Origin of the sequence: Massilia hydrophila, from assembly GCF_020208145.1 — a bacterium.
Taxonomy (GTDB): domain Bacteria; phylum Pseudomonadota; class Gammaproteobacteria; order Burkholderiales; family Burkholderiaceae_D; genus Telluria; species Telluria hydrophila.
Window position 1 is genome coordinate 71,985 of the sequence record NZ_JAHYBX010000010.1, and the last position, 23,965, is coordinate 95,949.

Sequence of the window (23,965 nt, forward strand, 5' to 3'; positions counted from 1 at the left end):
TAGATATAGTGGTACTGAACGACAAGCAACTAGTTCAGCATCGACGTGAAGCTTGCTCTGCAAGCCACTGATTCATCAGCGATTTTCTACCCTGCCGTAATGTTCTTTTCTTGATTGTCAGCAATCGTTTTCGCTGGCGGGGGTTCGCTTTGCTCAAAATTTTGTCCAGTTGACAAGGCTGGTTAAAACAAACGACGGCAGGTTCCGCTGCCACTGGAGGCTCAATGCAAACAGCACAAGACATTTCGATCGTTCCGCACGTCGCACCTGGCGCGGCGGCCACCGCCACCCCGGCCGAGATCGCCGCGCGTGGCGACTATCGCGTCATCCGCCGCAACGGCGCCGTGGTCGCGTTCGAGCCGCACAAGATCTCGGTCGCGATGACCAAGGCCTTCCTCGCCGTCGCCGGCGGCCAGGGCGCGGTCTCGGCCCGCATCCGCGAGCTGGTGGAACAGCTGACCAACAACGTGGTGGCCGCGCTGGTGCGCCGCCAGCCGAACGGCGGCACCTTCCACATCGAGGACGTGCAGGACCAGGTCGAACTGTCGCTGATGCGCTCGGGCGAGCATGACGTCGCGCGCGAGTATGTGCTGTACCGCGCCAAGCGCATGGAAGAACGCAAGGCCGCCAAGGCAGCCGCTGGCGGCACCCCGGTCGCCGCGCCGCAGATCCACGTGGTCGACGGCGGCGAGCGCCGTCCGCTCGACATGAACGACGTCCACGCCCTCGTGAACGCCGCCTGCTCCGGCCTGGAAAAGCATGTCGACGCCGACGCCATCGTCGCCGAGACCCTGAAGAACCTGTACGACGGCGTGCCGGTCGAGGAGCTGCACAAGTCGGCCATCCTGGCCGCCCGCGCCCTGATGGAAAAAGACCCGGCCTACAGCCAGGTCACCGCGCGCATCCTGCTGCATACCATCCGCAAGGAAGTCTTCGGCCATGAAGTGCCGCAGGCCGGCGCCGCTCTTGAGTACATCACCTACTTCCCGCAGTACATCGCCAAGGGCATCCAGAACGAGCTGCTGGACGAAGCGCTGGGCACCTACGACCTCGAGCGCCTGGCGAAAGCCTTAGTGGCCGACCGCGACCTGCAGTTCGGCTACATCGGCCTGCAGACCCTGTACGACCGTTACTTCCTGCACGTGCGCGAAACCCGCATCGAGATGCCGCAGGCCTTCTACATGCGCGTCGCGATGGGCCTGGCCCTGAGGGAAAGCGACCGCGAAGCGCGCGCCATCGAGTTCTACAACCTGCTGTCGAGTTTTGATTTCATGAGCTCGACCCCGACCCTGTTCAACTCGGGCACCCGCCGCTCGCAGCTGTCCTCGTGCTACCTGACCACCGTCGGCGACGACCTGGAAGGCATCTACGACGCCATCAAGGAAAACGCGCTGCTGTCGAAGTTCGCCGGCGGCCTGGGCAACGACTGGACCCCGGTCCGCGCACTGGGCTCGCGCATCAAGGGCACCAACGGCAAGTCGCAGGGCGTGGTCCCGTTCCTGAAAGTGGTCAACGACACCGCTGTCGCCGTGAACCAGGGCGGCAAGCGCAAGGGCGCGGTCTGCGCCTACCTGGAAACCTGGCACATGGACATCGAGGAATTCCTCGACCTGCGCAAGAACACCGGCGACGACCGCCGCCGCACCCACGACATGAACACCGCGAACTGGATTCCGGACCTGTTCATGAAGCGCGTGATGGAAAAGGGTTACTGGAGCCTGTTCTCGCCGAGCGAAACGCCGGACCTGCACGACAAGGTCGGCAAGGCTTTCGAAGAGGCGTATGTCGCCTACGAAGCCAAGGCCGCGCGCGGCGAAATGACCGTGTACAAGAAGGTCGAAGCGCTCGACCTGTGGCGCAAGATGCTGTCGATGCTGTTCGAGACCGGCCATCCGTGGATCACCTTCAAGGATCCGTGCAACATCCGCTCGCCGCAGCAGCACGTCGGCGTGGTGCACTCGTCGAACCTGTGCACCGAGATCACGCTGAACACCAGCGCCGACGAGATCGCCGTCTGCAACCTGGGCTCGGTGAACCTGCCGCAGCACATGAAGGGCGAGGGCCTGGATCACGCCAAGCTGCAGAAGACCATCCGCACCGCGATGCGCATGCTGGACAACGTCATCGACATCAACTACTACGCCGTGGACAAGGCGCGCAACTCGAACCTGCGCCACCGTCCGGTGGGCATGGGCATCATGGGTCACCAGGATTGCCTGCACATGATGCGCGTGCCGTTCGCGTCCGAGAAGGCAGTGGAATTCGCCGACAAGTCGATGGAAGCCGTCTGCTACTACGCCTACCTGGCCTCGACCGAGCTGGCCGAGGAGCGCGGCCGCTACGAGACCTACGAAGGTTCGCTGTGGGACCGCGGCATCCTGCCGCAGGACTCGATCAAGCTGCTGGCGGAAGAACGCGGTGGCTACCTGGAGCAGGACACGGGCGAATCGATGGACTGGAGCGTGGTGCGCGAGCGCATCAAGCAGTTCGGCATGCGTAACTCGAACTGCGTGGCGATCGCCCCGACCGCGACCATCTCGAACATCATCGGCGTGTCGGCCTGCATCGAGCCGACCTTCCAGAACCTGTACGTGAAGTCGAACCTGTCGGGCGAGTTCACCGAGATCAATTCGTACCTGGTGCGCGACCTGAAGGCACGCGACCTGTGGGACGAAGTCATGATCGCCGACCTGAAGTACTTCGACGGTTCGCTGTCCAAGATCGACCGCGTGCCGCAAGACCTGCGCGACATCTACGCCACCGCCTTCGAAGTCGAGCCGAAGTGGCTGGTCGAGCAGGCTTCGCGCCGCCAGAAGTGGATCGACCAGGCCCAGTCGCTGAATATCTACATGGCCGGCGCCTCGGGCAAGAAGCTGGATGAAACGTACAAGCTGGCCTGGCTGCGCGGCCTGAAGACCACGTATTACCTGCGCACCATCGCGGCGACGCACATGGAAAAGTCGACCACCCGTACCGGCGCGCTGAACGCGGTGCCGGTCTCGGGCGGCCTGGTGGCCGGCCATGCCGCGCCGGCCGGCGCCCCGGCGGCGGCGAATGGCCCGGTGGCCGCCGCATCGGCAACACCTGCGGCGGCAAGCGCGGAAGTGGTGGAAGGCGCCGCCTGCTACCTGCGTCCGGGCGACGCCGGCTTCGACGAGTGCGAGGCTTGCCAATAAGCTTCCAATACGCTGTCAATAAGCTGTCAATCAGCGACATCGGGTGCGGACCGGCATGAGCGCCGGGCCGCACCCCTGAATCACCGCTGACTTTACTGAACCAATACGACCGACCGTCCGCCCCGTGCGGACGCAGTCACGAAAGAAGGAACAAACACATGCTCTCCTGGGACGACGAACCAAGCACCACACCAGCCCCGCGCGCAGCGCAAGCCGCCGGCGAAGCGCCACCTGCCGCCGCCGAAGTCGCCAAGCGCGTCAACGCCGATGACAAGCGCATCATCAACGGCCAGACCGACGTGAACCAGCTGGTGCCGTTCAAGTACAAGTGGGCATGGGACAAGTACCTGGCCGGCTGCGCGAACCACTGGATGCCGCAGGAAGTGAACATGCAGCGCGACATCGAACTGTGGAAGAGCCCGAACGGCCTGAGCGAAGACGAGCGCCGCATCGTCAAGCGCAACCTCGGCTTCTTCGTCACCGCCGACTCGCTGGCCGCCAACAACATCGTGCTGGGCACCTACCGCCACATCACGGCGCCGGAATGCCGCCAGTACCTGCTGCGCCAGGCCTTCGAGGAAGCGATCCACACCCACGCCTACCAGTACATCGTCGAGTCGCTGGGCCTGGACGAGCGCGAGATCTTCAACGCCTACAACGAGATCGAATCGATCCACGACAAGGACCAGTTCCTGATCCCGTTCATCAACGTGCTGACCGATCCGGAATTCAAGACCGGCACCCTGGAAAACGACCAGAAGCTGCTGAAGTCGATCATCGTGTTCGCCTGCCTGATGGAAGGCCTGTTCTTCTACGTCGGCTTCACCCAGATCCTGGCGCTCGGCCGCCAGAACAAGATGACCGGCGCCGCCGAGCAGTACCAGTACATCCTGCGCGACGAGTCGATGCACGTGAACTTCGGCATCGACCTGATCAACACGATCAAGATGGAAAACCCGCAACTGTGGACCCCGGCCTTCCGCGAAGAGCTCAAGGTCCTGTTCATGCAGGCGGTCGACCTCGAATACCGCTACGCCGAAGACACGATGCCGCGCGGCGTGCTGGGCCTGAACGCCCCGATGTTCAAGGGCTACCTGCGCTTCATCGCCAACCGCCGCGCCGTGCAGATCGGCCTGGAGCAGCTGTTCCCGAACGAAGAGAACCCGTTCCCGTGGATGAGCGAGATGATCGACCTGAAGAAGGAGCGTAACTTCTTCGAGACGCGCGTGACCGAGTACCAGACCGGCGGTGCGCTGAGCTGGGACTGATCTCCAGCATCCGCCTCATGCAACCCGGCTACCGGCAACGGCAGCCGGGTTTTTTCATGCCCGGGTCCGCCGCCGTGCTAAGCTTGCGTTCCTGATTGCAGTCACCGCCATGAGAGAAGAAGGGCAGCCATGCGCCTGGAACAAGCCGAGGAACTGCTGCAGACCTTGAGAACCCGCTTCGACAGGAACATGCAACGCCATGCCGGACTTGACTGGTCCGCGGTAGAGAAAATACTCGCAGACTACCCCGCAGCACTGGATGCGCTGGCACAGATGGAAGCGACCGGCGGCGAGCCGGACGTCATCGGCATCGATGAGGCGAGCGGCGGCATCGTCTTCTGCGACTGCTCCCCGGAGTCTCCCACCGGCCGCCGCGGCATCTGCTACGACCGCGCCGCATGGGAAGCGCGCAAGGAAAACAAGCCACGCGGCAGCGCGGAGGAGGTGGCAGCCGGCATGGGCATCGCACTGCTGACCGAACAACAGTACCGCCACCTGCAAACGCTGGGCGAATTCGACCGCAAGACCTCGAGCTGGATCGCTACCCCGCCAGACGTGCGCAAGCTGGGCGGCGCGCTGTTCTGCGACCGCCGCTACGGCCGGGTATTCACCTACCACAACGGCGCCGAGTCCTATTACGCGGCGCGCGGCTTTCGCGGCCTGCTGACCGTGCAAGCCAGGCGCTAGCGCCGCACCTGCGCCACCAGCGCCAGCAGCTCCGGCGCCGCCACCGGTTTCACCAGGTGATGGTCGAACCCGGCCGCCATGGCGTTCTGCCGGTCCTGCTCCTGCCCATAGCCCGTCAAGGCGATCAGCATGGCCCCGGCCGTCTCGGCTTGCGCCCGCATCCGGCGCGCCAGTTCGTTTCCATCCATTCCCGGCAAGCCGATATCGAGGATGCACACTTCCGGCAGACCGATCCGGGCCCGTTCCAGCGCCTGCTGCGAATCGTGCTCGATCATGACGGCGTGGCCGGCCGCCTCCAGGCACATGCCCAGCATCTGGGCCGCATCGACGTTGTCGTCCACCACCAGCACGCGCCGGGGAGCGCTTGGCGCCGGTGCCAGCGGACCGCCTTCGATGCCGGAATGCGCATCCCGCCCGGCCGCGCGTGGCAGGGTGACGAGGAAGCGGCTGCCCTTGCCCACGCCTTCGCTGTGGCAGGCGACGCTGCCGCCGTGCAGCTCCACCAGGCTTCGCACCAGGGCCAGGCCGATGCCAAGGCCGCCCTGCGAGCGGTCGGGACTGCGGTCGGCCTGGGCGAACAGGTCGAAGATGCGCACCTGCAGTTCCTGGGCGATGCCGATGCCGTTGTCCGCGACCGCCAGCGCCACCTGCTCGTCGGTCGCGCTCATCGTCACTTCGATGCGGCCTTCCGCCGGGGTGTACTTGGCCGCGTTGCCCAGCAGGTTGCTCAGGACCTGCACCAGGCGCTTGTGGTCGCCCAGCACCTGGGCAGCGTCGAAAGCCAGTTCCACCACCAGGCGGTGGCGCTTCGCTTCCATCAGGGGACGGGTCTGTTCGATGGCATCGGCGATGACCTGCTTGACGTCGAGGCGCGCCTGTTGCAGCTCCACCAGGCCGCGCGTGACGCGCGAGACGTCCAGCAGGTCGTCCACCAGGCCGGTCATGTGGCGGACCTGGCGCGAGATGATCTGGCTGGTGCGGCGGCGCTGCTCGGGCGCCAGGTCGCGCGACTCCAGCAGGTCGGCGGCGGCGCGGATCGGCGCCATCGGGTTGCGCAGTTCGTGCGCCAGCATGGCCAGGAATTCATCCTTGCGGCGGTCGGCGTCGTGCAGGGCTTCCTCGGCGCGCTTGCGTTTGGCGATGTCGATGCAGACGGCGAGGATGCTGTCGGCACCCTGGCCGTCCGGCGCGCGGATCAGGCTGACGGTATTGTTGACCCAGACATCGCTGCCGTCCGGGCGCAGGTAGCGCTTCTCGATCTCGAAGGGCTCGCCGGTCGCGATGGTGCGCTTGAACAGCGGCAGGTTCAGCGCCAGGTCGTCCGGATGCGTGATCTCCTGCATCGGCATCCCCAGCAGCGATTCATGGCTGCGTCCCACGATGTCGCAAAAACGCTCGTTGATCTTCACGATCCGGCCCTGCAGGTCGGTCTCGCAGATGCCGGCGGCGGTCTGCCCGAACACCGACTGCAGATGCGCTTCGCTCCTGCGCAGCGCATCCTCGGTGCGGCGGCGCTCGCTCAGGTCGACGAAGGTGCAGACCGCGCCCTGCAGCTGGCCGTCGCGCCAGACCGGGCGGGCGCGGTACTCGACCGGAAAGGCGCTGCCGTCCAGCCGGAAGAACATCTCGTCGTCCACCAGCGCCGGCACGCCGTCGCGCGCGGCACGGTAGATCGGGCAATCCTCCACGCAGTAATGCGAGCCGTCCGGATGCGCGCGGTGGATCACGCCGTGCAGTTTCTTGCCGATGGCCTCGTCCTCGCTGCGAAATCCCAGCATCTTGAGAAAAGCCGCGTTGCACATGATGGTGACGCCTTCGCGGTCCACCGAATAAAAACCTTCCTCGGTGCAGTCGAGCAGCAGGCGCAGGTAGTCGTGGCTGCCGCGCACGCGTTCCTCGGCCACGCGCAGCTCGATCGCGATGCGGCTGCGCTCGATCGATTCCCAGCAGCGGTTGGCGACCGCCTCCAGCAGCCGTACCTCGTGCTCCTGCCAGCGGCGCGGAGTCGACTGGTGCAGGGCCATGCCGGCCACCCACTGGTCGCCCTTGATGACGGGGACCGAGATCACGGCGCGCAGCCCGGTGTCGCGGTAGGCCTGCAGCACGTCGCCGACACGGGTATCGAGCTCGCTGTCTTCCACGACGTAAGGCTGGCCCAGGCGGTTCAGGCGGACGAACTCGGCGCCGAAGGCGGCCAGCTGGTAGCGTCCAACGATGCTGGGAACGTCCCGGGTGTAGTTGCCGGCGAGGGTGAAGCTGCCCTGTTCTTCGCTCACGTAGGCATAGGCGCAGCGGTCCGCGCCGAGAAACTCGCCGAGCAGGCGCGCGGCGGTATGGGCGATCTGTTCCGGATCGGTCAGCAGGCGGATGGCGTCGTCGAGTCCCGTGATGAAGCGGTAGCGGGCGAGTTCGGCGTGCAGGGACGACGCGTCCTCGTTCCTGGCCATCGGTATTGGTGTCGGCATGTGGTCGATTGTTGTGGCCGTGGACGTGTTGTGCACGATTATAGCCCTGCCGCATCCGGCATCGCGCCAGGTACCAGCCTCGCGTCCCAAGGCAGAGTGGATGGACAGGACCATCCATCGTGAAGGGCCTTTGTCGTTAACGGAGGCGACTTTCCGGCAAAGCCTGTCTAATGCATGCGCTGGCCTCCACCAAGGTCCATGTTCATTGAAAGGAAGACAATGCGCCGCTTTTCCTGCCACCTCGCGTGCCTGCTGGCAGCGGGCCTGCTCGGTGCCACCGCCACCACCACCACCACCGCTGCGCCGCAGGCGCTTGCAGACCTGGACGTCCATGGCAACCGGTATCCGCATGCGTGCAAGGCCGGCGAGCGCAAGGCCCTGAAGGCCTCGCTGGACGGGCTGAAGCTTCCCGCCACGCCGGCGCTGTGGCGGGCCGTCGACACGCTCCTGTGCGCGCCCGCCACGCCCGCCAACGTGCGCCAGGTCCGGCTGCTGCTGGGTCCCCGGACGAAAATGGTCTACGAAGGCACCGGCTCCGACCCGGATGTCGCGTACCTGCCACCGAACGAGGAACTGGTGCGGGAAGTGATGGCCAAGGGGCAGGCCTGGCGCGCGACGCTCGAATGGCGTGGGGATGGCGTGGCGCTGCAGTATGCGCCGAACGAAGCCTGCATCGCCGGCGTGCTCCTTTCCCACCGCGGCGGGAGGTGGTGGATTGCCGAGGGTGGCAGCGCCTGCGACTGATGCGCTGGCGCCGCACGGCGTGGGCGGCTGAAAGGCCTGGCGCGGGCGGCAGGAAATCGCGAAGCGCAGTAACATGGCCGGTCCTGCCGAACCAAGCGAAAGGACACCCCATGCCCGACCCGATGAACCAGCAAGTCCTGCTTGCCGCGCGCCCGCAAGGGATGCCCACGCCAGACAATTTCCGCATCGTGCAGGCGCCGGTGCCGGAGCCCGGCGATGGCCAGCTGCTGCTCGAGATCCTGTTCCTGTCGCTCGACCCCTATATGCGCGGCCGCATGGACGCCGGCAAGTCCTATGCCAAGCCGGTCGAGGTCGGCGCTGTCATGGAAGCCGGCACGGTGGCGCGCGTCCTGCTGTCGCGCCATCCGGGCTTCGTGCCGGGCGATATCGTGCTGTCCTACTCCGGCTGGCAGCGCTATGCGCTGGCCGATGGTGCCAGCGTGCGCAAGCTCGACCCGGCGCTGGCCCCGCCCAGCACCGCGCTCGGCGTGCTGGGCATGCCCGGTTTCACGGCCTGGGCCGGCCTGCTGCAGATTGGCCAGCCGAAGCCGGGCGAAACCGTGGTGGTGGCCGCCGCCAGCGGCGCGGTCGGCTCGGTGGTCGGGCAGATCGCCCGCATCAAGGGCGCGCGCGCGGTCGGCATCGCGGGCGGTCCCGAGAAATGCGCCTTCGTGCGCGATGTGCTCGGCTTCGATGCCGTCATCGACCATCGCGCGCCCGACTTCGCGCAACAGCTGGCGCAGGCCTGCCCGGGCGGGATCGACGTCTATTTCGAGAATGTCGGCGGCAAGGTGTGGGAGGCGGTGATCCCGCTGCTGAACGACTTCGCCCGGATTCCGGTATGCGGCCTGATCGCCCAGTACAACGGCTTGCCCCAGGCCGAGCCCGGGCCGGACAAGCTGGCGCGCTTCATGGGCGAGGTGCTCAAGAAGAGCCTGAGCATGCGTGGATTCATCCAGCGCGAGTTCGCCGCCATGCAGCCCGCCTTCTACCAGGAGGCCGCGGGCTGGATCACCGATGGCAGGCTGCGCTACCGCGAAGACATCGTCGCGGGCCTGGACCATGCCCCGGCCGCCTTCATCGACCTGCTCCGGGGCCGCAACTTCGGCAAGCTGCTCGTCAAGCTGGCCGACTGAGGTGGTTTCGCGCGGCATGGTCCCGGGGCGCCGTCCGCCGGCAGCGCCCGCGCCCGCAGGCCTGCGCCGCGGTCCGCGCGCGCCCGCTATGATGGCCGCGACAGGCCAGCCCTGCGCCGCCTCCCCGGCGGCATGCGCATGGCCGCAGGAGACCGCATGGCCCAGCGCTTCGCCCTACACTATCTTCCCGAGGCATTTTCCACCGCCGGCCAAAAACTGATGGGCCGCCAGTCGGCCGGTGTCGGCCTGCTGCGCGCGATCGCACGCGATCCGGAGGCGGGCGAGCTGGGCTGCTTTGCTTCCGAACGCAGCCACGTCGAGGCGTGTGCGGCGGCCCTGCGCGAACAGGGCCATGCGGGCAGCGTGGCCTGGGTCCCGCAGTCCGCACCGCAGGAACTGGAACGCTTCGACTGCCTGCTCCACCCCGACCCCGGCATCGCGCGCCTGGCCTGGCGCCGCCTGGCCGCCGGCCAGGACCGCTACAGCCTGTGCGGCATCACGCATGCCATCGCCTCGCACGAGACGATGAGCATGGTGACCAGCCTGTTGGTGGCGCCGGTGCGCGGCTGGGACGCCATCATCTGCACCTCGCGCGCCGTGCGCGACAGCCTGCGTGTGCTGGTCGAGGAGCAGGCCGACTACCTGCGCACGCGGCTCGGGGCGCAGCGCTTCGAGCTGCCCCAGCTGCCCCTGATTCCGCTCGGCGTGCACTGCGACAGCCTGGCGCCGGACCCGGCGCGGCGCCAGGAAGCGCGCGCCCGCTTCGGCCTCGGTGCGGACGATGTCGCCTTCCTCTACCTGGGCCGCCTGTCCCTGCATGCCAAGTCGCATCCGCAGCAGATGTTCACGGCGCTGGAACAGGCGGAGAAGGGCGGGCGGCGGGTACACCTCCTGATTGCCGGCTGGTCCGCCGGCGAGGCCGTCGAGGCGGCGTTCCGCGAAGCGGCGGCGCTGCTGTGTCCCTCGGTGCGCCTGGTCGAGCTGGATGGACGCGCGGCGGATCAGCAGGGCGATGCCTGGGCCGCCGCCGACGTTTTCACTTCGCTGGCCGACAATGTCCAGGAGAGCTTCGGCCTGGCCCCGCTTGAAGCAATGGCGGCCGGGCTGCCCTGCGTGGTCTCGGACTGGAACGGCTACCGCGACACGGTGCGCGACGGCGTCGATGGCTACCGCATCCCGACCGTGATGCCGGGACCGGGCGCAGGTCCCGACCTGGCGCTGCGCTACGATGATGGCGTGGACACCGTTGACATGTACTGCGGCCATGCCAGCCAGGCGGTGGCCCTGGACGGGGCCTTGCTGGCACAGGCCTACGGACGCCTGGTGCGCGACGCGGACTTGCGCCAGCGCCTGGGCAGCCAGGGGCGCGCACGGGCCCGATCGGAGTTCGACTGGAGCGTGATCTTCAGGCGCTACCGCGCCCTGTGGGACGAACTGGCCGAGCGCCGGCGCGCCGACCCGGTGCTGGCGCCGCCGCTGCCCGCACGCGCGCCCGACCGCCCCGATCCGTTCCGCCTGTTTGCCAGCTACCCGACCCGCGCGCTCGGCGCGGCCTCGCTGGTGGAGCTGGCGCCGGATGCCTCGCTGGCACGGGTCAACCAGTACCGCGAGCTGGCCATCAACCGTTTCGCGGCGGCTTCGCTGCCGACGCTGGAAGACTTCGGCCGCCTGTTCGGCGCCATCGGCCCGCGTCCGCTGGAGGTGGAGGAACTGATCGACACGCTCGGCCCCTGCGACCGGCCGACGCTGCTGCGCGGGCTGGCCTGGCTGTGCAAGATGGACCTGCTGCGGGTCGTCGACTAGCAAGCGCGCAATATCGCGTGCATGTCGCGGGCACCGTTTGCCATATCAGTGGGTCCAAGCGGGAAGGGCTGATCAATTCGTCGGCTGCGTTGCCGCCCGATAGCGGATTCCCGGAATTGGCATGACAGCGCCTGGTGTGAAACGGCGCGGTGCGCAGCGATACGAAAGCGCTGCGGCATCGGCGTAATTGGAATGGCGTTTCAAATGATGCGGGCTGTGCCGGGAATGTGGAAACGCCGCTATTCAAGGCCGAAAACGCGATTTGATTTGCCGTGTTCGGGTTGCGCGCTCACAAGGTTTTCGTGTACTTTACATGATTGAATTTGTCAAAACGTGAACATGTGATATTGTCGCGTCCATCCGGGCAGTAATCGATCGAAACAATAGGACACTGATTCAATCAGTATGCACGTAAGCGAAGCGAAAAGAACAAGCCGCACTGCCTGACCATGTTCAGGCAAGGCGGCTTTTTCTTTTCGCGCCCGCGAGGGTAGCGATGTGAAAGCGCATTGAGTCGGTTGCCTGTCGACCTTGGCTGAAGCGCTGCAATTGTGAGGAATTGCAGCAGTTCAGCCGGTGCCGGATTCATTGGCCCAAATTGCCTGGCGGTTTGGTCCGATGAATAATTCGCCCGCCAGCAATGGGTGGTCGGGTTTTAACCTTGAGCGTATTTCTCATCGCAGATGAAGGAGAATCAAAATGGCAACCGCTAAGAAACCAGCAGCAAAGGCAGCAGCAAAAAGCGCGCCTTCGTCCGTGACGAAGGCCACCAAGCCGGCAGCAAAGGCAGCCGCCGAGAAACCGGCAGCGAAGAAAGCCGCCGCCGCCAAGCCGGCCGCCAAGGCCACCGCGACCAAGACCGCCGCCAAGCCGGCAGCGAAGAAGGCAGGCACCGCCGCCAAGCCTGCGGCCAAGCGCGCCACCGCCGCGACCAAGTCGACCGCCGCAAGCAAGACCACCGCCACCAAGGCCGCCGCCAAGCCGGCAGCGAAGAAAGCCGCTGCAAAACCGGTTGCAAAGACCGCAGCCAAGCCAGCAGCCAAGAAGGCGGCAGCCAAGCCGGCAGCAAAACCTGCAGCAAAGAAAGCCGCCGCCAAGCCGGCCGCCAAGAAAGCCGCCGCCAAGCCGGCAGCAAAACCTGCAGCGAAGAAAGCGGCCGCCAAGCCGGCAGCCAAGAAGGCCGCCGCCAAGCCAGCCGCCAAGCCTGCCGCCAAGAAAGCCGCCGCCAAGCCGGCAGCAAAACCTGCAGCAAAGAAAGCGGCAGCCAAGCCTGCAGCCAAGAAAGCTGCTGCTAAACCTGCAGCCAAGAAAGCTGCTGCTAAACCTGCAGCCAAGAAAGCTGCTGCTAAACCTGCAGCCAAGAAAGCTGCTGCTAAACCTGCAGCCAAGAAAGCAGCTGCCAAGCCTGCCGTGAAATCGGCAGCCAAGACCACGGCAAAATCGGCAACCAAGTCGACTGCAAAATCGGCTGCAAAGCCGGCTGCAAAGCCGGCTGCAAAATCGGCCGCCAAACCTGCAGCCAAGAAAACGGCTGCCAAGCCGGCTGCAAAAACCGCCGCCAAGCCGGCTGCAAAGAAAGCGACCGTCGCTAAAACTGCTGCCACCAAATCGGTAGCCAAGCCGGCGGCGAAGAAAGCGGCCGCGACCAAAGCCGCCGCGCCGGCGAAAGCCGCTGCCAAACCTGCGGCCAAGAAAGCGGCAGCACCGGCTAAATCCGCTGCTCCGGCTAAATCGGCTGCACCGGCTAAATCGGCTGCACCCGCTAAATCGGCTGCACCGGCCAAATCCGCTGCTCCGGCCAAATCGGCTGCACCGGCCAAAACCGCTGCGCCGGCTAAATCGGCTGCATCCAAATCCGCTGCTGCCAAGCCTGCTGCAAAAGCCGAAGCCAAGCCGGAAGTAAAAGCCGAATCGAAACCGGAAACCAAAGCCGATACCAAACCAGAAGTGAAAGCCGATAGCAAGGCCGACACCAAGGCGGATTCGAAAGCCGATTCCAAGCAGGAAACCAAGGCCGAGGCAAAAGCCGACACCAAACCAGAATCGAAATCCGATTCGAAATCGGATGGCAAGGCCGACAGCAAGGCAGCCGCGCCAGCTCCGGCGGCAAAAACCACGCTGTCGCCGGCAGCGGCCTGGCCATTCCCGACCAGCAGCCGCCCATAATCCGGGCTCGATGGCGAGTCTTGCCTGGATCAGGCAAAATACCGCTGTGTGATTTTCACACGGCGGTTTTTTTTGAGGAGCCTACGTGCTGTCCATTCTCCAGTTTATTGTCGATACCGCTGCCAGCCTGCTGGGAGGAATGCTGCTGCTGCGCTTCTGGATGCAGGCGATCCGCGTGCGTCCACCCCAGCAGATCGGCCATTTCATTTTCACCCTGACCGACTGGCTGGTGCTGCCCCTGCGGCGCCTGGTACCCGGCATGGGCGGCTATGACTGGGCGAGCCTGATCGGCGCCTTCCTGGTGGTGCTGCTGGCCAGTTCGCTGCTGCTGGTGGCGGGAATGCCGTGGGAAATGGTGCTGACCCATGCGCTGTACCGCTTCCTGACCTGGATCCTGTATGGCTTCATGGCGCTCCTGATCATCGAGGTGGTGTTCAGCTGGGTCAACCCGCATGCGCCGCTGGCGCCCTTCGTGCACGCGCTGAATACGCCGATCCTGCGTCCGATCCGGCGCGTGGTGCCGCCGGTGGGCGGAATCGACCTGTCGGTGCTGGTGGCCTTCGTGCTGATCCAGATCATCAAGTTCGTGCTGCAGCAACTCTTCTACGGCTGACGGCGCACCCGGCGCGGCAAACGACGAGGGGCCCCATGGGGGCCCCTTTTTCATCCCTTGCCGGCCGCCGCCGGCTGCGCTGTTCAGCGGAAGCGGTAGCCGAAGGCCGCCTCGAACCTGCGATCGATCTCTTCCGGTTCAACGTGATGGTTCTGGCCGCCGGCATGGGCGATCTTGATCGCGCCCAGCAGGCTGGCAATGCGGCCGGTGGTCGGCCAGTCGAAACCTTGCGTGATCCCGTACAGCAGGCCGGCGCGGTAGGCGTCGCCACAGCCGGTGGGGTCGACCACCTGCTCGGCCTGGACCGCCGGAATGCGGTGCCGCTCGCCGCCTGCATAGATGTCCGAGCCTTCGCCGCCGCGCGTGACGACCAGCGCGTCCAGGCGCGCCGCGATCTGTTCCAGCCCCAGGCCGGTGCGGTCCATCACCACTTCGAACTCGTAGTCGTTGCAGGCCAGGTAGCTGGCGCCATCGATGAAGCGGAGCAGCTCGTCGCCTGAGAACATCGGCAGCTGCTGGCCCGGGTCGAACATGAAGGGAACGCCGAGGGCGGCGCAGTCGGCCGCGTGCTTGAGCATGCCGTCGCGGCCATCCGGCGAGATGATCGCCACCCGCAGCGGACCCTGGTCGCCCACGTTGTTTTCGTGCGAATGCTGCATGGCGCCCGGGTGGAAGGCATTGATCTGGTTGTTGTCCTGGTCGGCGGTGACGAAGCACTGCGCCGTATAGGCGTCGGGGACGGTGCGGATGGCGCGCGTGTCCAGGCCTTGCTTGCGCATGCGCTCCAGGTAGTCGCCGCCATCTTGGCCGATGGTGCCCATGACCAGCGGCTCGCCGCCCAGCAGCTTGAGGTTGTAGGCGATGTTCACCGCGCAGCCGCCGTACTCGAGGCGCAAGCTCGGCACCAGGAAGGACACGTTGACGCGGTGCAGCTGGTCGGCCAGCAGGGTGTCGGCGAAGCGGCCGTGGTACTGCATGATCTTGTCGAAGGCGATCGAGCCGCAGATCAGGGCGGTGTGGGTCATGGATGGGCTTTCAGGGATAGAAGACGGCGACATGGTAACCGGACGGCGCCGGTTCCTCGACGCGGAAGTGCAGTTTTACCGGCTGTTCGGCGCGGGCGGGGAAGCCGGCTGCCAGCAGCGGCCCGGCGGGCAGGTAGTCGCGCGGACCGAACACGCGCCGTACCAGCGGCTTGTCGTCGGCGCTGGACAGGGTCAGTTCGAGGCTGGGCCACGCCTGTACGGTATCGCCCTGGTTGCGCAGCTGGGTCGTGAAGGTATAGGCGTTGCCGCCGAGGGTGGTGAGTTCGCCGGTATCGATCACCAGCTGTTCGATGCGCGTCGGCAGCTCGACCCGGCAGCCGAGCAGGCCGCACAGTGACACCAGCGCCGGCTTGAAGGCGGGATAGCGGGCCGCCAGCGGGTCGTGGAAGCTGCGCACCAGCTGGGCGGCGAGGACCAGCAGCAGGACGACGCTGCCGGTGGCGAGCGCGATGCGCAGCGTCTTGCCCGAGCGCTCGCGCTGGCGGGTGCGGCGCACGAAGGCAGGTTCGTCCGGCTCCGGCGGCGGCTTGGGCGCTTCGATGCTGGCCGGCGCCGGCCGGGCGCGGCGCGCGCGCGCGTCCGCGGCCTTGGCCGCCTTGGCTGCCTTGGTGCGCGGCGTGCGCGGGGCGACTGGTGGCGCGCTGGGCGGCAGCGGCAGGGTGACGGTGGCAGGGCCCGATTCGCGCAGCAGCAGCGGCGGCGGGAGCGCCTGCGCGGGGCGCGCGGATGGCCCGCCCGGTGCCGGGGCCGCCGAGGATGCAGGCACTGCCGGATCCGGCGCCGCTGCGGGAGCGTGCGCATGCTCCTGCGCTGTAGCTGTAGTTATGGCAGTACCCGCCGTCGCCGTCGTGGTGGGTGCTGCGGGGGAGGGTGCCGCTTCCGGCTCGGGTTCGAGTTGCGGCGCAGGAGGCGGTTCCGGTACCGGCTCAGGCTCAGGTTCTGGCTCGGGTACCGGCGCAAGCGCAGGGGCAGGTGCCATCGGCGGCACTGGTGCCGCCGGCACGGTGCTGGCCTGCGGCAAGATGCCGAAAGGCGCGAAGGTACGGTCGAATTCGAGCGTATAAATGGCTTCGTCGCCCGTTTCCTCGGCCGCCGGCGCGGCAGTCACGGGCGGCGGCACGGGAGCCGGCGTGGCGGAAGGAGGCGCGGAAGCGCCCTCCAGGTCTACCAGGGCGGCATTGCCATCGAAGACCTGGGTGCAGGCGCCGCAACGGACGATGCCCCCACGCAGCTTGAGCTGGTCCGCGGCGACGCGGAACACGGTGCCGCAGTGGGGGCATTGGGTAGCGAGGGCCATGCCTGGCGGGTTCCTTAGCCGGCGAAAGAGCGCGGCGCGGGTGCGGTGTCCTGGCCGAGCGTGCCGTGCAGGGCAACCCAGCCGTCCTGCTCGGCCCAGACGCCCAGCTGGATGAAGGGAGCGTAGGCGGCGGCCACTTCCTCGGCCTGGCGCGCCAGCACGCCTGACAGGACCAGTGAGCCGCCAGGCGCCACGCGGCCGGACAGCATCGGCGCCATCAGCTTCAATGGGCTCGACAGGATGTTGGCCACGACGATGTCGAACTGGCCCTTGGCATGGCGCGCGTTGGGCGCCACCGCGAAGTCGTCCGGCACGTAGAAATCGATGGCGCAGCCATTGCGCTCGGCATTGGCACGCGCCGATTCGATCGCTTGCGGATCGATGTCGACCCCGGCCACATCATTCGCACCGAGCTTCTTGGCCACCATTGCCAGGATGCCCGAGCCGCAGCCGTAGTCCAGCACCGACTTGCCGGGTGCCGGGTGCGCTTCCAGCCACTCCATGCACAGGCGGGTGGTCGGATGGCTGCCGGTGCCGAAGGCCAGGCCCGGATCGAGTTCCAGGATCAGGCCGTTCGGGTCCGGTGCCTCGTGCCAGCTCGGCACGACCCAGATGTTAGTGCCGATGTGGATCGGCTCGAACTGCGACTGGGTCAGGCGCACCCAGTCGGCGTCTTCCAGCGCGCGGGTGGTGAACGAGGGCACGACCGGCAGTTTGATGGCGTTGGCGGCTTCCTGCACGATCGCGAACTGGTCGGCGTCCGTATCGGTCAGCGCGACCACGCGCGAGTGGTCCCAGGCGGCTTCAAGCGGTTCCATGCCCGGCTCGCCGAACAGCGGTTTTTCCGCCTCCGTGCCTTCGTCCGCGTCTTCCACCGAGACCGACAGGGCGCCCGCTTCCATCAGGGCGTCCGACAGGGCCTCGGCGTGTTCGCGCGCGACTTCGATGACGACTTCAGTCCAGCTCATGCGTCTATCCTGGTGTCCGATTTGGCGCCGATCCCCGTTTCCTTCGGCAGGTCCGGCTTCGAGGCCAGCTTGTGCTCGAGGTAGTGGATGTTGGTGCCACCCTCGATGAAGCGGGCGTCCACCATCAGCTCGCGGTGCAGCGGAATATTGGTGAGGATACCTTCAACCACCATTTCCGAGAGCGCGATTTGCATGCGGCGGATCGCCTGTTCGCGCGTGGCGCCATACGAGATGACCTTGCCGATCATCGAGTCGTAGTGCGGCGGCACGTAGTAGCCCGCGTAGGAATGCGAATCGACGCGGATGCCGGGGCCGCCCGGCGGGTGCCAGCCGGTGATGCGGCCCGGGGACGGGGTGAACTTGAACGGGTCCTCGGCATTGATGCGGCACTCGATCGCGTGGCCCGACAGCATGATGTCGCGCTGCTTGAAGCGCAGCTTCTCGCCGCAGGCGATGCGGATCTGCTCCTGCACGATGTCGATCCCGGTGATCATCTCGGTGACCGGGTGTTCCACCTGCACGCGGGTGTTCATCTCGATGAAGTAGAACTCGCCGTTCTCGTACAGGAATTCGAAGGTGCCCGCGCCGCGGTAGCCGATCTTGCGGCAGGCTTCGGCGCAGCGGTCGCCGATCTTCTCGATGAGTTTGCGCGGGATGCCCGGCGCTGGTGCTTCCTCGATCACCTTCTGGTGGCGGCGCTGCATCGAGCAGTCGCGTTCGCCCAGCCAGACGGCGTTCTTGTGTTCGTCGGCGAGGATCTGGATCTCCACGTGGCGCGGATTTTCCAGGAACTTCTCCATGTAGACTTCCGGATTGCCGAAGGCGGTACCGGCCTCGGTCTTGGTCATCTGGACGGCGTTCAGCAGCGCGGCTTCGGTATGCACCACGCGCATGCCGCGGCCGCCGCCGCCGCCGGCGGCCTTGATGATGACCGGGTAGCCGACGCGGCGCGCGGTCTGGATGATCTCTTTCGGGTCGTCCGAGAGGGCGCCGTCCGAACCCGGCACGCAAGGCACGCCGGCCTTGATCATCGCCTGCTTGGCCGAGACCTTGTCGCCCATCAGCCGGATCGAGTCCGAACGCGGGCCGATGAAGACGAAGCCCGATTTCTCGACGCGCTCGGCGAAGTCGGCGTTCTCCGACAGGAAGCCGTAGCCCGGGTGGATCGCCTCGGCGTCCGTCACTTCGGCGGCGCTGATAATCGCCGGCATGTTCAGGTAGCTGAGCGTCGACTGGGCCGGACCGATGCAGACGGATTCGTCCGCCAGTTTCACGTACTTGGCGTCCTTGTCCGCCTCGGAGTGAACGACGACCGTCTTGATGCCCAGCTCGCGGCATGCGCGCTGGATACGCAGCGCGATTTCACCACGGTTGGCGATGAGGATTTTTTCAAACATGGTAGGTTCGGTGTTTCAGTGAAAACCGGCGCAGACTGGTAACAGCACGCGCCGGACACGACATGAATGGGCTGGCGGCAGGACGCCGCCGGGCCGAAATCTTGGATCGTCTAACAAAACCCCTGGGCAAGGCGCATCGTCGTGCAACGCCGCCATGGGAATTTATTAGGCGATCTTAGCCGATGATGAAAAGCGGCTGGCCAAATTCGACCGGTTGGCCGTTTTCCACGAAGATCTTGGTGACCGTGCCAGCAACCTCGGCATCGATCTCGTTCAGCAGCTTCATCGCTTCGATGATGCACAGGGTATCGCCCTGCTTGACGCTCTGGCCGACCTCGACGAAAGCCGGGGCGCCCGGGGCCGAGCTACGGTAGAAGGTGCCGACCATCGGCGACTTGACCACGTGGCCGGTCGGCTCGGCGGCGGCCGGTGCGGCTGCCGGCGCGGCGGCGGGGGCCGGGGCGGCCGGCGCGGCGATGTGCTGCACCGCCTGCTGCGGGACCATCATCATCCCGCCCTGAGGGTTTGCGGACGACTTGACGATGCGAACCTTGCTTTCGCCTTCGGTGACTTCGAGTTCAGCGATGTCCGATTCGGCGACCAGGTCGATCAAGGTCTTGAGTTTTCTGAGATCCATGTGAAACCCCTTGGTGTTTTATTCGTTTTAAGAGAGCTGGCAACGCGCTGGTGGTGGCTGCGTGGCTGCTGATACATGAAGTTGACGTAGATTAACGCGATTTAAGCGCAAAGTCGATGGCAAACCGGTACCCGTCCGGACCCAGGCCGCAGATCACGCCGAGCGCGATGGCGGACAAGTACGAGTGGTGCCGAAAGGATTCGCGGGCATGGACATTCGAGATGTGCACCTCCACGAAAGGGATTGCCACCGCCGCAAGCGCATCGCGCAGTGCCACGCTGGTATGGGTCAGGCCACCCGGATTGATGACGATCGCCTCCACGCCTTCGCTGTGCGCGGCATGGATGCGGTCGATCAGGGCTCCTTCATGGTTGCTCTGGAAGCAGTCCAGGCTTGCGCCTGCGCTTGCTGCCTGTGCCCTGGCTGCCTGCTCGATGTCGGCCAGCGTCGTCGCGCCGTACACCGCAGGCTCCCGGGTCCCCAATAGATTGAGGTTGGGGCCATTAAGCAGCAGTAGCTTTTTCGCCATGTTGAAGAGTCTGAACGCCCGAAAGGAAGGCATTGTGCCGTCAAGCTCGGCTATTGGCAAGCAGTAAAATTGCCAGTTGATGCAGGCATATTCGGCGCAGTTCGGAAAAGTACGATCGTTCGCTGACCCGGTTTTTACAGGGTATCGGCATAGCGTAATCTGGTCCACCGGACCAGATTACGCCTACAACTTCGCCAGATCCGCGCGCAATTCGTCGAACTTGAGCTTGCCCAAATACGTCTTGCGCACTTGCCCATCCGCTCCGATCAATACTGTATACGGCAAGCCGCCCGCGCTGTTGCCGAAGGCGCGCGACAGTTCGGTTCCGCCCATGCCACCCACATAGAGCGGATAGGCAATCTTGAGCTTGGCCGCGAAGGCCTGCATGTTCGAAGGCGAGTCGATGCCGATGCCGATCACATTGAAGGTCTTGCCACCGTCGCTGCCCGCCAGTTCGGACAGCTCCGGCATCTCCTGCACGCAGGGCGCGCACCAGGTTGCCCAGAAGTTGACCACCAGCGGTTTGCCGCGCCAGCGGGCCAGCGCCTCGGGCTTGCCCTCCAAGTCGTTCAGCGACTGCGCGAACAGCTTGTCGACCGCCGCTGGCGGCTTGGCGCCGGCCGCGGCGCCGGCGTTGCCCGTCATGGGCGGCAATTCTTTCTGGTTGAGTGCGACCAGCGCCCCCATGATGCCGAACATGGCGGCCACGGCCACATAGATCGCTACGTGTTTCTTGTTCATTCGTCCTGTTCCAGTGTTTCGTCGTTTGCCATCAGCGCGCGCAGTCCGGCTGCGTCCACCCGCTGCAGGCGGCCGTCGGCGCGCGGCTTGAGGGCCCCCCGCAAATCATGAAAGTCGTACAACTCGGCATGAATTCTTTCCTTATGCCACATGAAGCTGACCGTTTCAACCGGATCGTGGCGCCCGCCCTTGAAATGGGGCGTTTCCGAAATCTCGATATTGACGTTGCGGTTGAGCAGGTAGATCTCGACTTCCTTGGCGCTCTCGGCAAATAGTTGCAGGTGGATGTCGTCGTGCTCCCCCGCGGTGCCGTTCAGCACGGCACCGGTCAGGTAGGGGCGGAATTCGGCCAGCGCATCCATGACCTGGAGCGCGGTACTGCGCAGTGCCTGCAGGCGCGCGGCGTGGCCGGGTCCGCCGAACAGCGACTGGTACTTGCGGACTTCGTCCTCGATCTGCAGGTTGTCCGGCATCAGGTTGGGGGCAGGGCGGTCCACCCCGAGCGCCTGGCGGGCCGCCTTGCGGCGCGCGGTATCGTAGTCGGCCCCGTCCTGGGCGATCATGCGCGCGGCAAGGGCAGCGATTTCGGCGCGCAACTGGAGCACATCATGGTTCGGTATTGGCATGGTGCCTGAATCATACTCTTGAACGGAAAATGGCAGCGGGTCGGGTAGAATCGCGCTTTCGGTCCCAACCGCAGCTCACTTTTCTTCGACCATGCACATTCACATTCTCGGTATTTGCGGCACCTTCATGGGTGGCCTGGCGGTCCTGGCCAAGGAAGCCGGCCACCGCGTCACCGGCTGCGACGCCAACGTCTATCCGCCGATGAGCACCCAGCTCGAAGCCCAGGGCATCGAGCTGATCCAGGGCTACGGCCCGGAACAGGTGTCGCTGAATCCGGACCTGTACGTGATCGGCAATGTCATGACACGCGGCAATCCGCTGATCGAAGAGATCCTGAACCGCGGCCTGCCTTACGTCTCCGGTCCGCAATGGATCGGCGAGCACATCCTGCGTGACAAATGGGTGCTGGCGGTGGCTGGCACGCATGGCAAGACCACCACCACCTCGATGCTGGCCTGGATCCTGGAAGACGCCGGCTATGCGCCCGGCTTCCTGATCGGCGGGGTGCCGATGAACTTCGGCATCTCGGCGCGCCTGCATGGCGACAAGCCGAGCGACTTCTTCGTGATCGAGGCGGACGAGTACGACACCGCCTTTTTTGATAAGCGCTCCAAGTTTGTCCACTACCACGCCAAGACCGCGGTGCTGAACAACCTGGAATACGACCACGCCGACATCTTCCCCGATATCGGCGCCATCGAGACCCAGTTCCACCACCTGGTGCGCACCGTGCCCGGCGTGGGCCGCCTGGTCGTCAACGGTGACGAGGCCTCGCTGTCCCGCGTGCTGAAACGCGGCTGCTGGAGCGAAAAGGAAAGCTTCGGCCTGTCCGAAGGGGCCAACTGGAGCCTGGTCGAGCACCAGGGCGGCAGTTTCGACGTGCTGTTCAACGGCGACGTGCAGGGCACCGTGCACTGGGACCTGAGCGGCCACCACAACCGTTCGAACGCGCTGGCCGCGATCGCCGCCGCGCGCCACGTCGGCGTGCCGACCTCGCAGGCGATCGCCGCGCTGGCGCGCTTCCAGAGCGTCAAGCGGCGCATGGAAGTACGCGGCACCGTCAACGGCATCACCGTGTACGACGATTTCGCCCACCACCCGACCGCGATCGCCACGACGGTCGCCGGCCTGCGCCAGAAGATCGGCAGTAGTGGAACAAACTCGGGCCGCATCCTGGCCGTGCTCGAGCCACGCTCGAACACCATGAAGCTGGGCGCGATGAAGGATGCGCTGCCGGGCAGCCTGAAGGACGCCGACCTCGTGTTCGGCTTCGGCAGCCAGCAGGCGCTGGGCTGGTCGCTGGCCGACGCATTGAAGCCGCTGGGCGGCATCGCCCACAGCTTCGACCAGCTCGACTACATGGTGCAGGCCATCGTGCAGGCCGCCCAGCCGGGCGACCACATCCTCGTGATGAGCAACGGCGGCTTCGGCGGCGTGCACCAGAAACTGCTGGACGCGCTGGCGCCATGACCGCGAACGGGTACGTTCTTTACCTGCACGGATTCCGCTCCTCGCCGAAGTCCTTCAAGGCGCGGGTGGTACAGAAGGCAATGGCGGACGCCGGGCGCGCCCACGCGCTGATCTGCCCGCAGCTGCCGGCTTCGCCGAAGGCCGCGATGGACCTGGCCCTGCTGCTGGCCAAGCGCCATGCGCCAGGCAACCTGTCCATCATCGGCTCCTCGCTGGGCGGCTTCTACGCCACCTGGCTGGCCGAGCGCCTGGACGTGCCGGCCGTGCTGCTGAATCCTTCCGTCAACCCGCTGAAGAGCCTGGAGCACCACGTCGGCCTCACCACCGCCTGGCATTCCGACGAGCCCTTCGAGTTCCGCCGCGAGTACATCGACGAGCTGGCGGCGTTGCGGGTCGAGCGGATCACGAAGCCGGAGCGCTACTTCCTGCTGGCCGCCACTGGCGACGAAGTGCTGGACTACCGCGACATGGTGGCCCACTACGCCGGCGCGCGGCAGCACGTGATCGAGGGCAGCGACCATGCGATCTCGGAGTTTCCGCGCTATGTCGACGAGGTGCTGGCCTTCTGCGCTGGAGCGAACGTGGTGCAGGGCGCGCCGCAGTGAATGGCGCAATGAGGAATGCTTCGCTGAGGCTGGCGGCCTGGCAGCCGCACCCGGGGGCACTGCGCGCGCCGGACCGGATGCGCGACTGGCTGACGACCGAGGGTTCGCTGACCGCGCGCCTGATGGCGCACAGTGCAGCCTTCCGCGTGCGCCGCCTGCACCAGCAGGCCGCCACCTGCCTGGCGGACGAGGCGCGCACGATCGGCCTGCCGCGTCGGGGGCGCGTGTGGGAACGCGAAGTGCTGCTCGAATGCGATGGCCGGCCACGGGTGTTCGGCCACACGGTGGTGCCGATGGGCTGCACGGCCAGCGACTGGCCGCTGTTTTCGGCGCTGGGCGAGCGCTCGCTCGGCACCACCTTGTTCTACGATCCGCTGGTGCGCCGTGGCCAGCTGGAATACGCGCGCATCCGCGCGGGCCATCCGCTGTTTCGCCGCGTGCGCGCGGCCATCGGCGGACCCGAGGACACACTGTATTATGCGCGGCGCTGCGTCTACCGCCGCCACCAGGGCCTGCTGCTGGTCACCGAGGTATTCCTGCCGGCGGTGCTGGACCTGAAGCGGCCCACCACACAACAGAACACGAAATAA

The 23,965-nt window shown here is 66.0% G+C and carries 20 protein-coding genes; 11 read left to right on the forward strand and 9 right to left on the reverse strand.

What is annotated here, in order from left to right:
* The first annotated feature begins 224 nt into the window (after positions 1–224).
* The 3 genes from LE190_RS18900 (at position 225) to LE190_RS18910 (ending at position 5,131) form a co-directional block, all read left to right on the forward strand.
* Entirely contained in the window at positions 225–3,176 is a 2,952-nt protein-coding gene (locus LE190_RS18900; RefSeq protein ID WP_225240160.1) for a ribonucleoside-diphosphate reductase subunit alpha, read from the forward strand.
* 158 nt (positions 3,177–3,334) lie between these two features.
* Positions 3,335–4,444: a ribonucleotide-diphosphate reductase subunit beta gene (locus LE190_RS18905; protein WP_225240161.1), complete on the forward strand. Its 1,110-nt coding sequence runs from the start codon at positions 3,335–3,337 to the stop codon at positions 4,442–4,444.
* Between the two features lie 129 nt (positions 4,445–4,573).
* Positions 4,574–5,131 (forward strand): DUF4256 domain-containing protein, encoded by a 558-nt coding sequence (locus LE190_RS18910; RefSeq protein ID WP_225240162.1) that lies wholly within the window; start codon positions 4,574–4,576, stop codon positions 5,129–5,131.
* On the opposite strand, the gene LE190_RS18915 is transcribed toward LE190_RS18910, so the two are convergent.
* Positions 5,128–7,596 (reverse strand): hybrid sensor histidine kinase/response regulator, encoded by a 2,469-nt coding sequence (locus LE190_RS18915; RefSeq protein ID WP_225240163.1) that lies wholly within the window; start codon positions 7,594–7,596, stop codon positions 5,128–5,130. The genes LE190_RS18910 and LE190_RS18915 overlap by 4 nt on opposite strands.
* A gap of 198 nt (positions 7,597–7,794) precedes the next feature.
* On the opposite strand from LE190_RS18915, the gene LE190_RS18920 reads away from it, so the two are divergent.
* From LE190_RS18920 to LE190_RS18940, 5 genes are all read left to right on the forward strand, one after another.
* On the forward strand, positions 7,795–8,340 hold the full coding sequence (locus tag LE190_RS18920; RefSeq protein WP_225240164.1) for a hypothetical protein: 546 nt from the start codon (positions 7,795–7,797) through the stop codon (positions 8,338–8,340).
* Positions 8,341–8,450: 110 nt separating this feature from the next.
* Complete coding sequence (gene curA, locus LE190_RS18925; protein WP_225240165.1) at positions 8,451–9,476, forward strand: NADPH-dependent curcumin/dihydrocurcumin reductase; 1,026 nt, start codon at positions 8,451–8,453, stop codon at positions 9,474–9,476.
* A gap of 156 nt (positions 9,477–9,632) precedes the next feature.
* Positions 9,633–11,279: a glycosyltransferase family 4 protein gene (locus LE190_RS18930; RefSeq protein WP_225240166.1), complete on the forward strand. Its 1,647-nt coding sequence runs from the start codon at positions 9,633–9,635 to the stop codon at positions 11,277–11,279.
* A gap of 699 nt (positions 11,280–11,978) precedes the next feature.
* On the forward strand, positions 11,979–13,445 hold the full coding sequence (locus LE190_RS18935) for a transcriptional regulator (RefSeq protein WP_225240167.1): 1,467 nt from the start codon (positions 11,979–11,981) through the stop codon (positions 13,443–13,445).
* Between the two features lie 139 nt (positions 13,446–13,584).
* Positions 13,585–14,058, forward strand: a complete 474-nt coding sequence (locus tag LE190_RS18940; protein ID WP_229517378.1) for a YggT family protein — start codon at positions 13,585–13,587, stop codon at positions 14,056–14,058.
* 83 nt (positions 14,059–14,141) lie between these two features.
* Here LE190_RS18940 and LE190_RS18945 read toward each other — a convergent pair whose 3' ends face one another.
* The 8 genes from LE190_RS18945 to LE190_RS18980 form a co-directional block, all read right to left on the reverse strand.
* A complete protein-coding gene (locus LE190_RS18945; protein ID WP_225240169.1) occupies positions 14,142–15,083 on the reverse strand; it encodes a carbohydrate kinase family protein in 942 nt (313 codons plus the stop codon).
* Between the two features lie 10 nt (positions 15,084–15,093).
* Entirely contained in the window at positions 15,094–16,401 is a 1,308-nt protein-coding gene (locus LE190_RS18950; RefSeq protein ID WP_225240170.1) for a DUF3426 domain-containing protein, read from the reverse strand.
* A 14-nt stretch (positions 16,402–16,415) separates the two neighbouring features.
* Positions 16,416–17,369, reverse strand: a complete 954-nt coding sequence (prmA, locus tag LE190_RS18955) for a 50S ribosomal protein L11 methyltransferase (RefSeq protein ID WP_225240171.1) — start codon at positions 17,367–17,369, stop codon at positions 16,416–16,418.
* Positions 17,366–18,766, reverse strand: coding sequence for an acetyl-CoA carboxylase biotin carboxylase subunit (gene accC, locus LE190_RS18960; RefSeq protein WP_224946592.1), 1,401 nt, complete (start codon positions 18,764–18,766; stop codon positions 17,366–17,368). The genes prmA and accC overlap by 4 nt, the downstream gene beginning before the upstream one ends.
* 175 nt (positions 18,767–18,941) lie before the next feature.
* A complete protein-coding gene (gene accB / locus LE190_RS18965; RefSeq protein WP_224946591.1) occupies positions 18,942–19,403 on the reverse strand; it encodes an acetyl-CoA carboxylase biotin carboxyl carrier protein in 462 nt (153 codons plus the stop codon).
* Between the two features lie 91 nt (positions 19,404–19,494).
* Positions 19,495–19,932 carry a type II 3-dehydroquinate dehydratase gene (aroQ, locus tag LE190_RS18970; protein WP_225240212.1) on the reverse strand — a complete coding sequence of 146 codons (438 nt, stop codon included), beginning with the start codon at positions 19,930–19,932 and terminating at the stop codon, positions 19,495–19,497.
* A 183-nt stretch (positions 19,933–20,115) separates the two neighbouring features.
* Positions 20,116–20,673 (reverse strand): TlpA family protein disulfide reductase, encoded by a 558-nt coding sequence (locus LE190_RS18975; RefSeq protein ID WP_225240172.1) that lies wholly within the window; start codon positions 20,671–20,673, stop codon positions 20,116–20,118.
* On the reverse strand, positions 20,670–21,299 hold the full coding sequence (locus LE190_RS18980; protein ID WP_225240173.1) for a hypothetical protein: 630 nt from the start codon (positions 21,297–21,299) through the stop codon (positions 20,670–20,672). Before LE190_RS18980 ends, LE190_RS18975 begins: the two co-directional genes overlap by 4 nt.
* A gap of 91 nt (positions 21,300–21,390) precedes the next feature.
* Here LE190_RS18980 and mpl point away from each other — a divergent pair, with 91 nt between their 5' ends.
* Genes mpl through LE190_RS18995 form a run of 3 tightly spaced genes read left to right on the forward strand, consistent with a single transcriptional unit; the run spans position 21,391 to position 23,965 of the window.
* The gene (gene mpl, locus LE190_RS18985; RefSeq protein ID WP_225240174.1) at positions 21,391–22,770 is read left to right on the forward strand and encodes a UDP-N-acetylmuramate:L-alanyl-gamma-D-glutamyl-meso-diaminopimelate ligase; all 1,380 of its coding nucleotides are present in this window, start codon (positions 21,391–21,393) and stop codon (positions 22,768–22,770) included.
* Positions 22,767–23,375 carry a YqiA/YcfP family alpha/beta fold hydrolase gene (locus LE190_RS18990; protein WP_225240175.1) on the forward strand — a complete coding sequence of 203 codons (609 nt, stop codon included), beginning with the start codon at positions 22,767–22,769 and terminating at the stop codon, positions 23,373–23,375. Before mpl ends, LE190_RS18990 begins: the two co-directional genes overlap by 4 nt.
* 8 nt (positions 23,376–23,383) lie before the next feature.
* Positions 23,384–23,965 (forward strand): chorismate--pyruvate lyase family protein, encoded by a 582-nt coding sequence (locus LE190_RS18995; RefSeq protein ID WP_225240176.1) that lies wholly within the window; start codon positions 23,384–23,386, stop codon positions 23,963–23,965.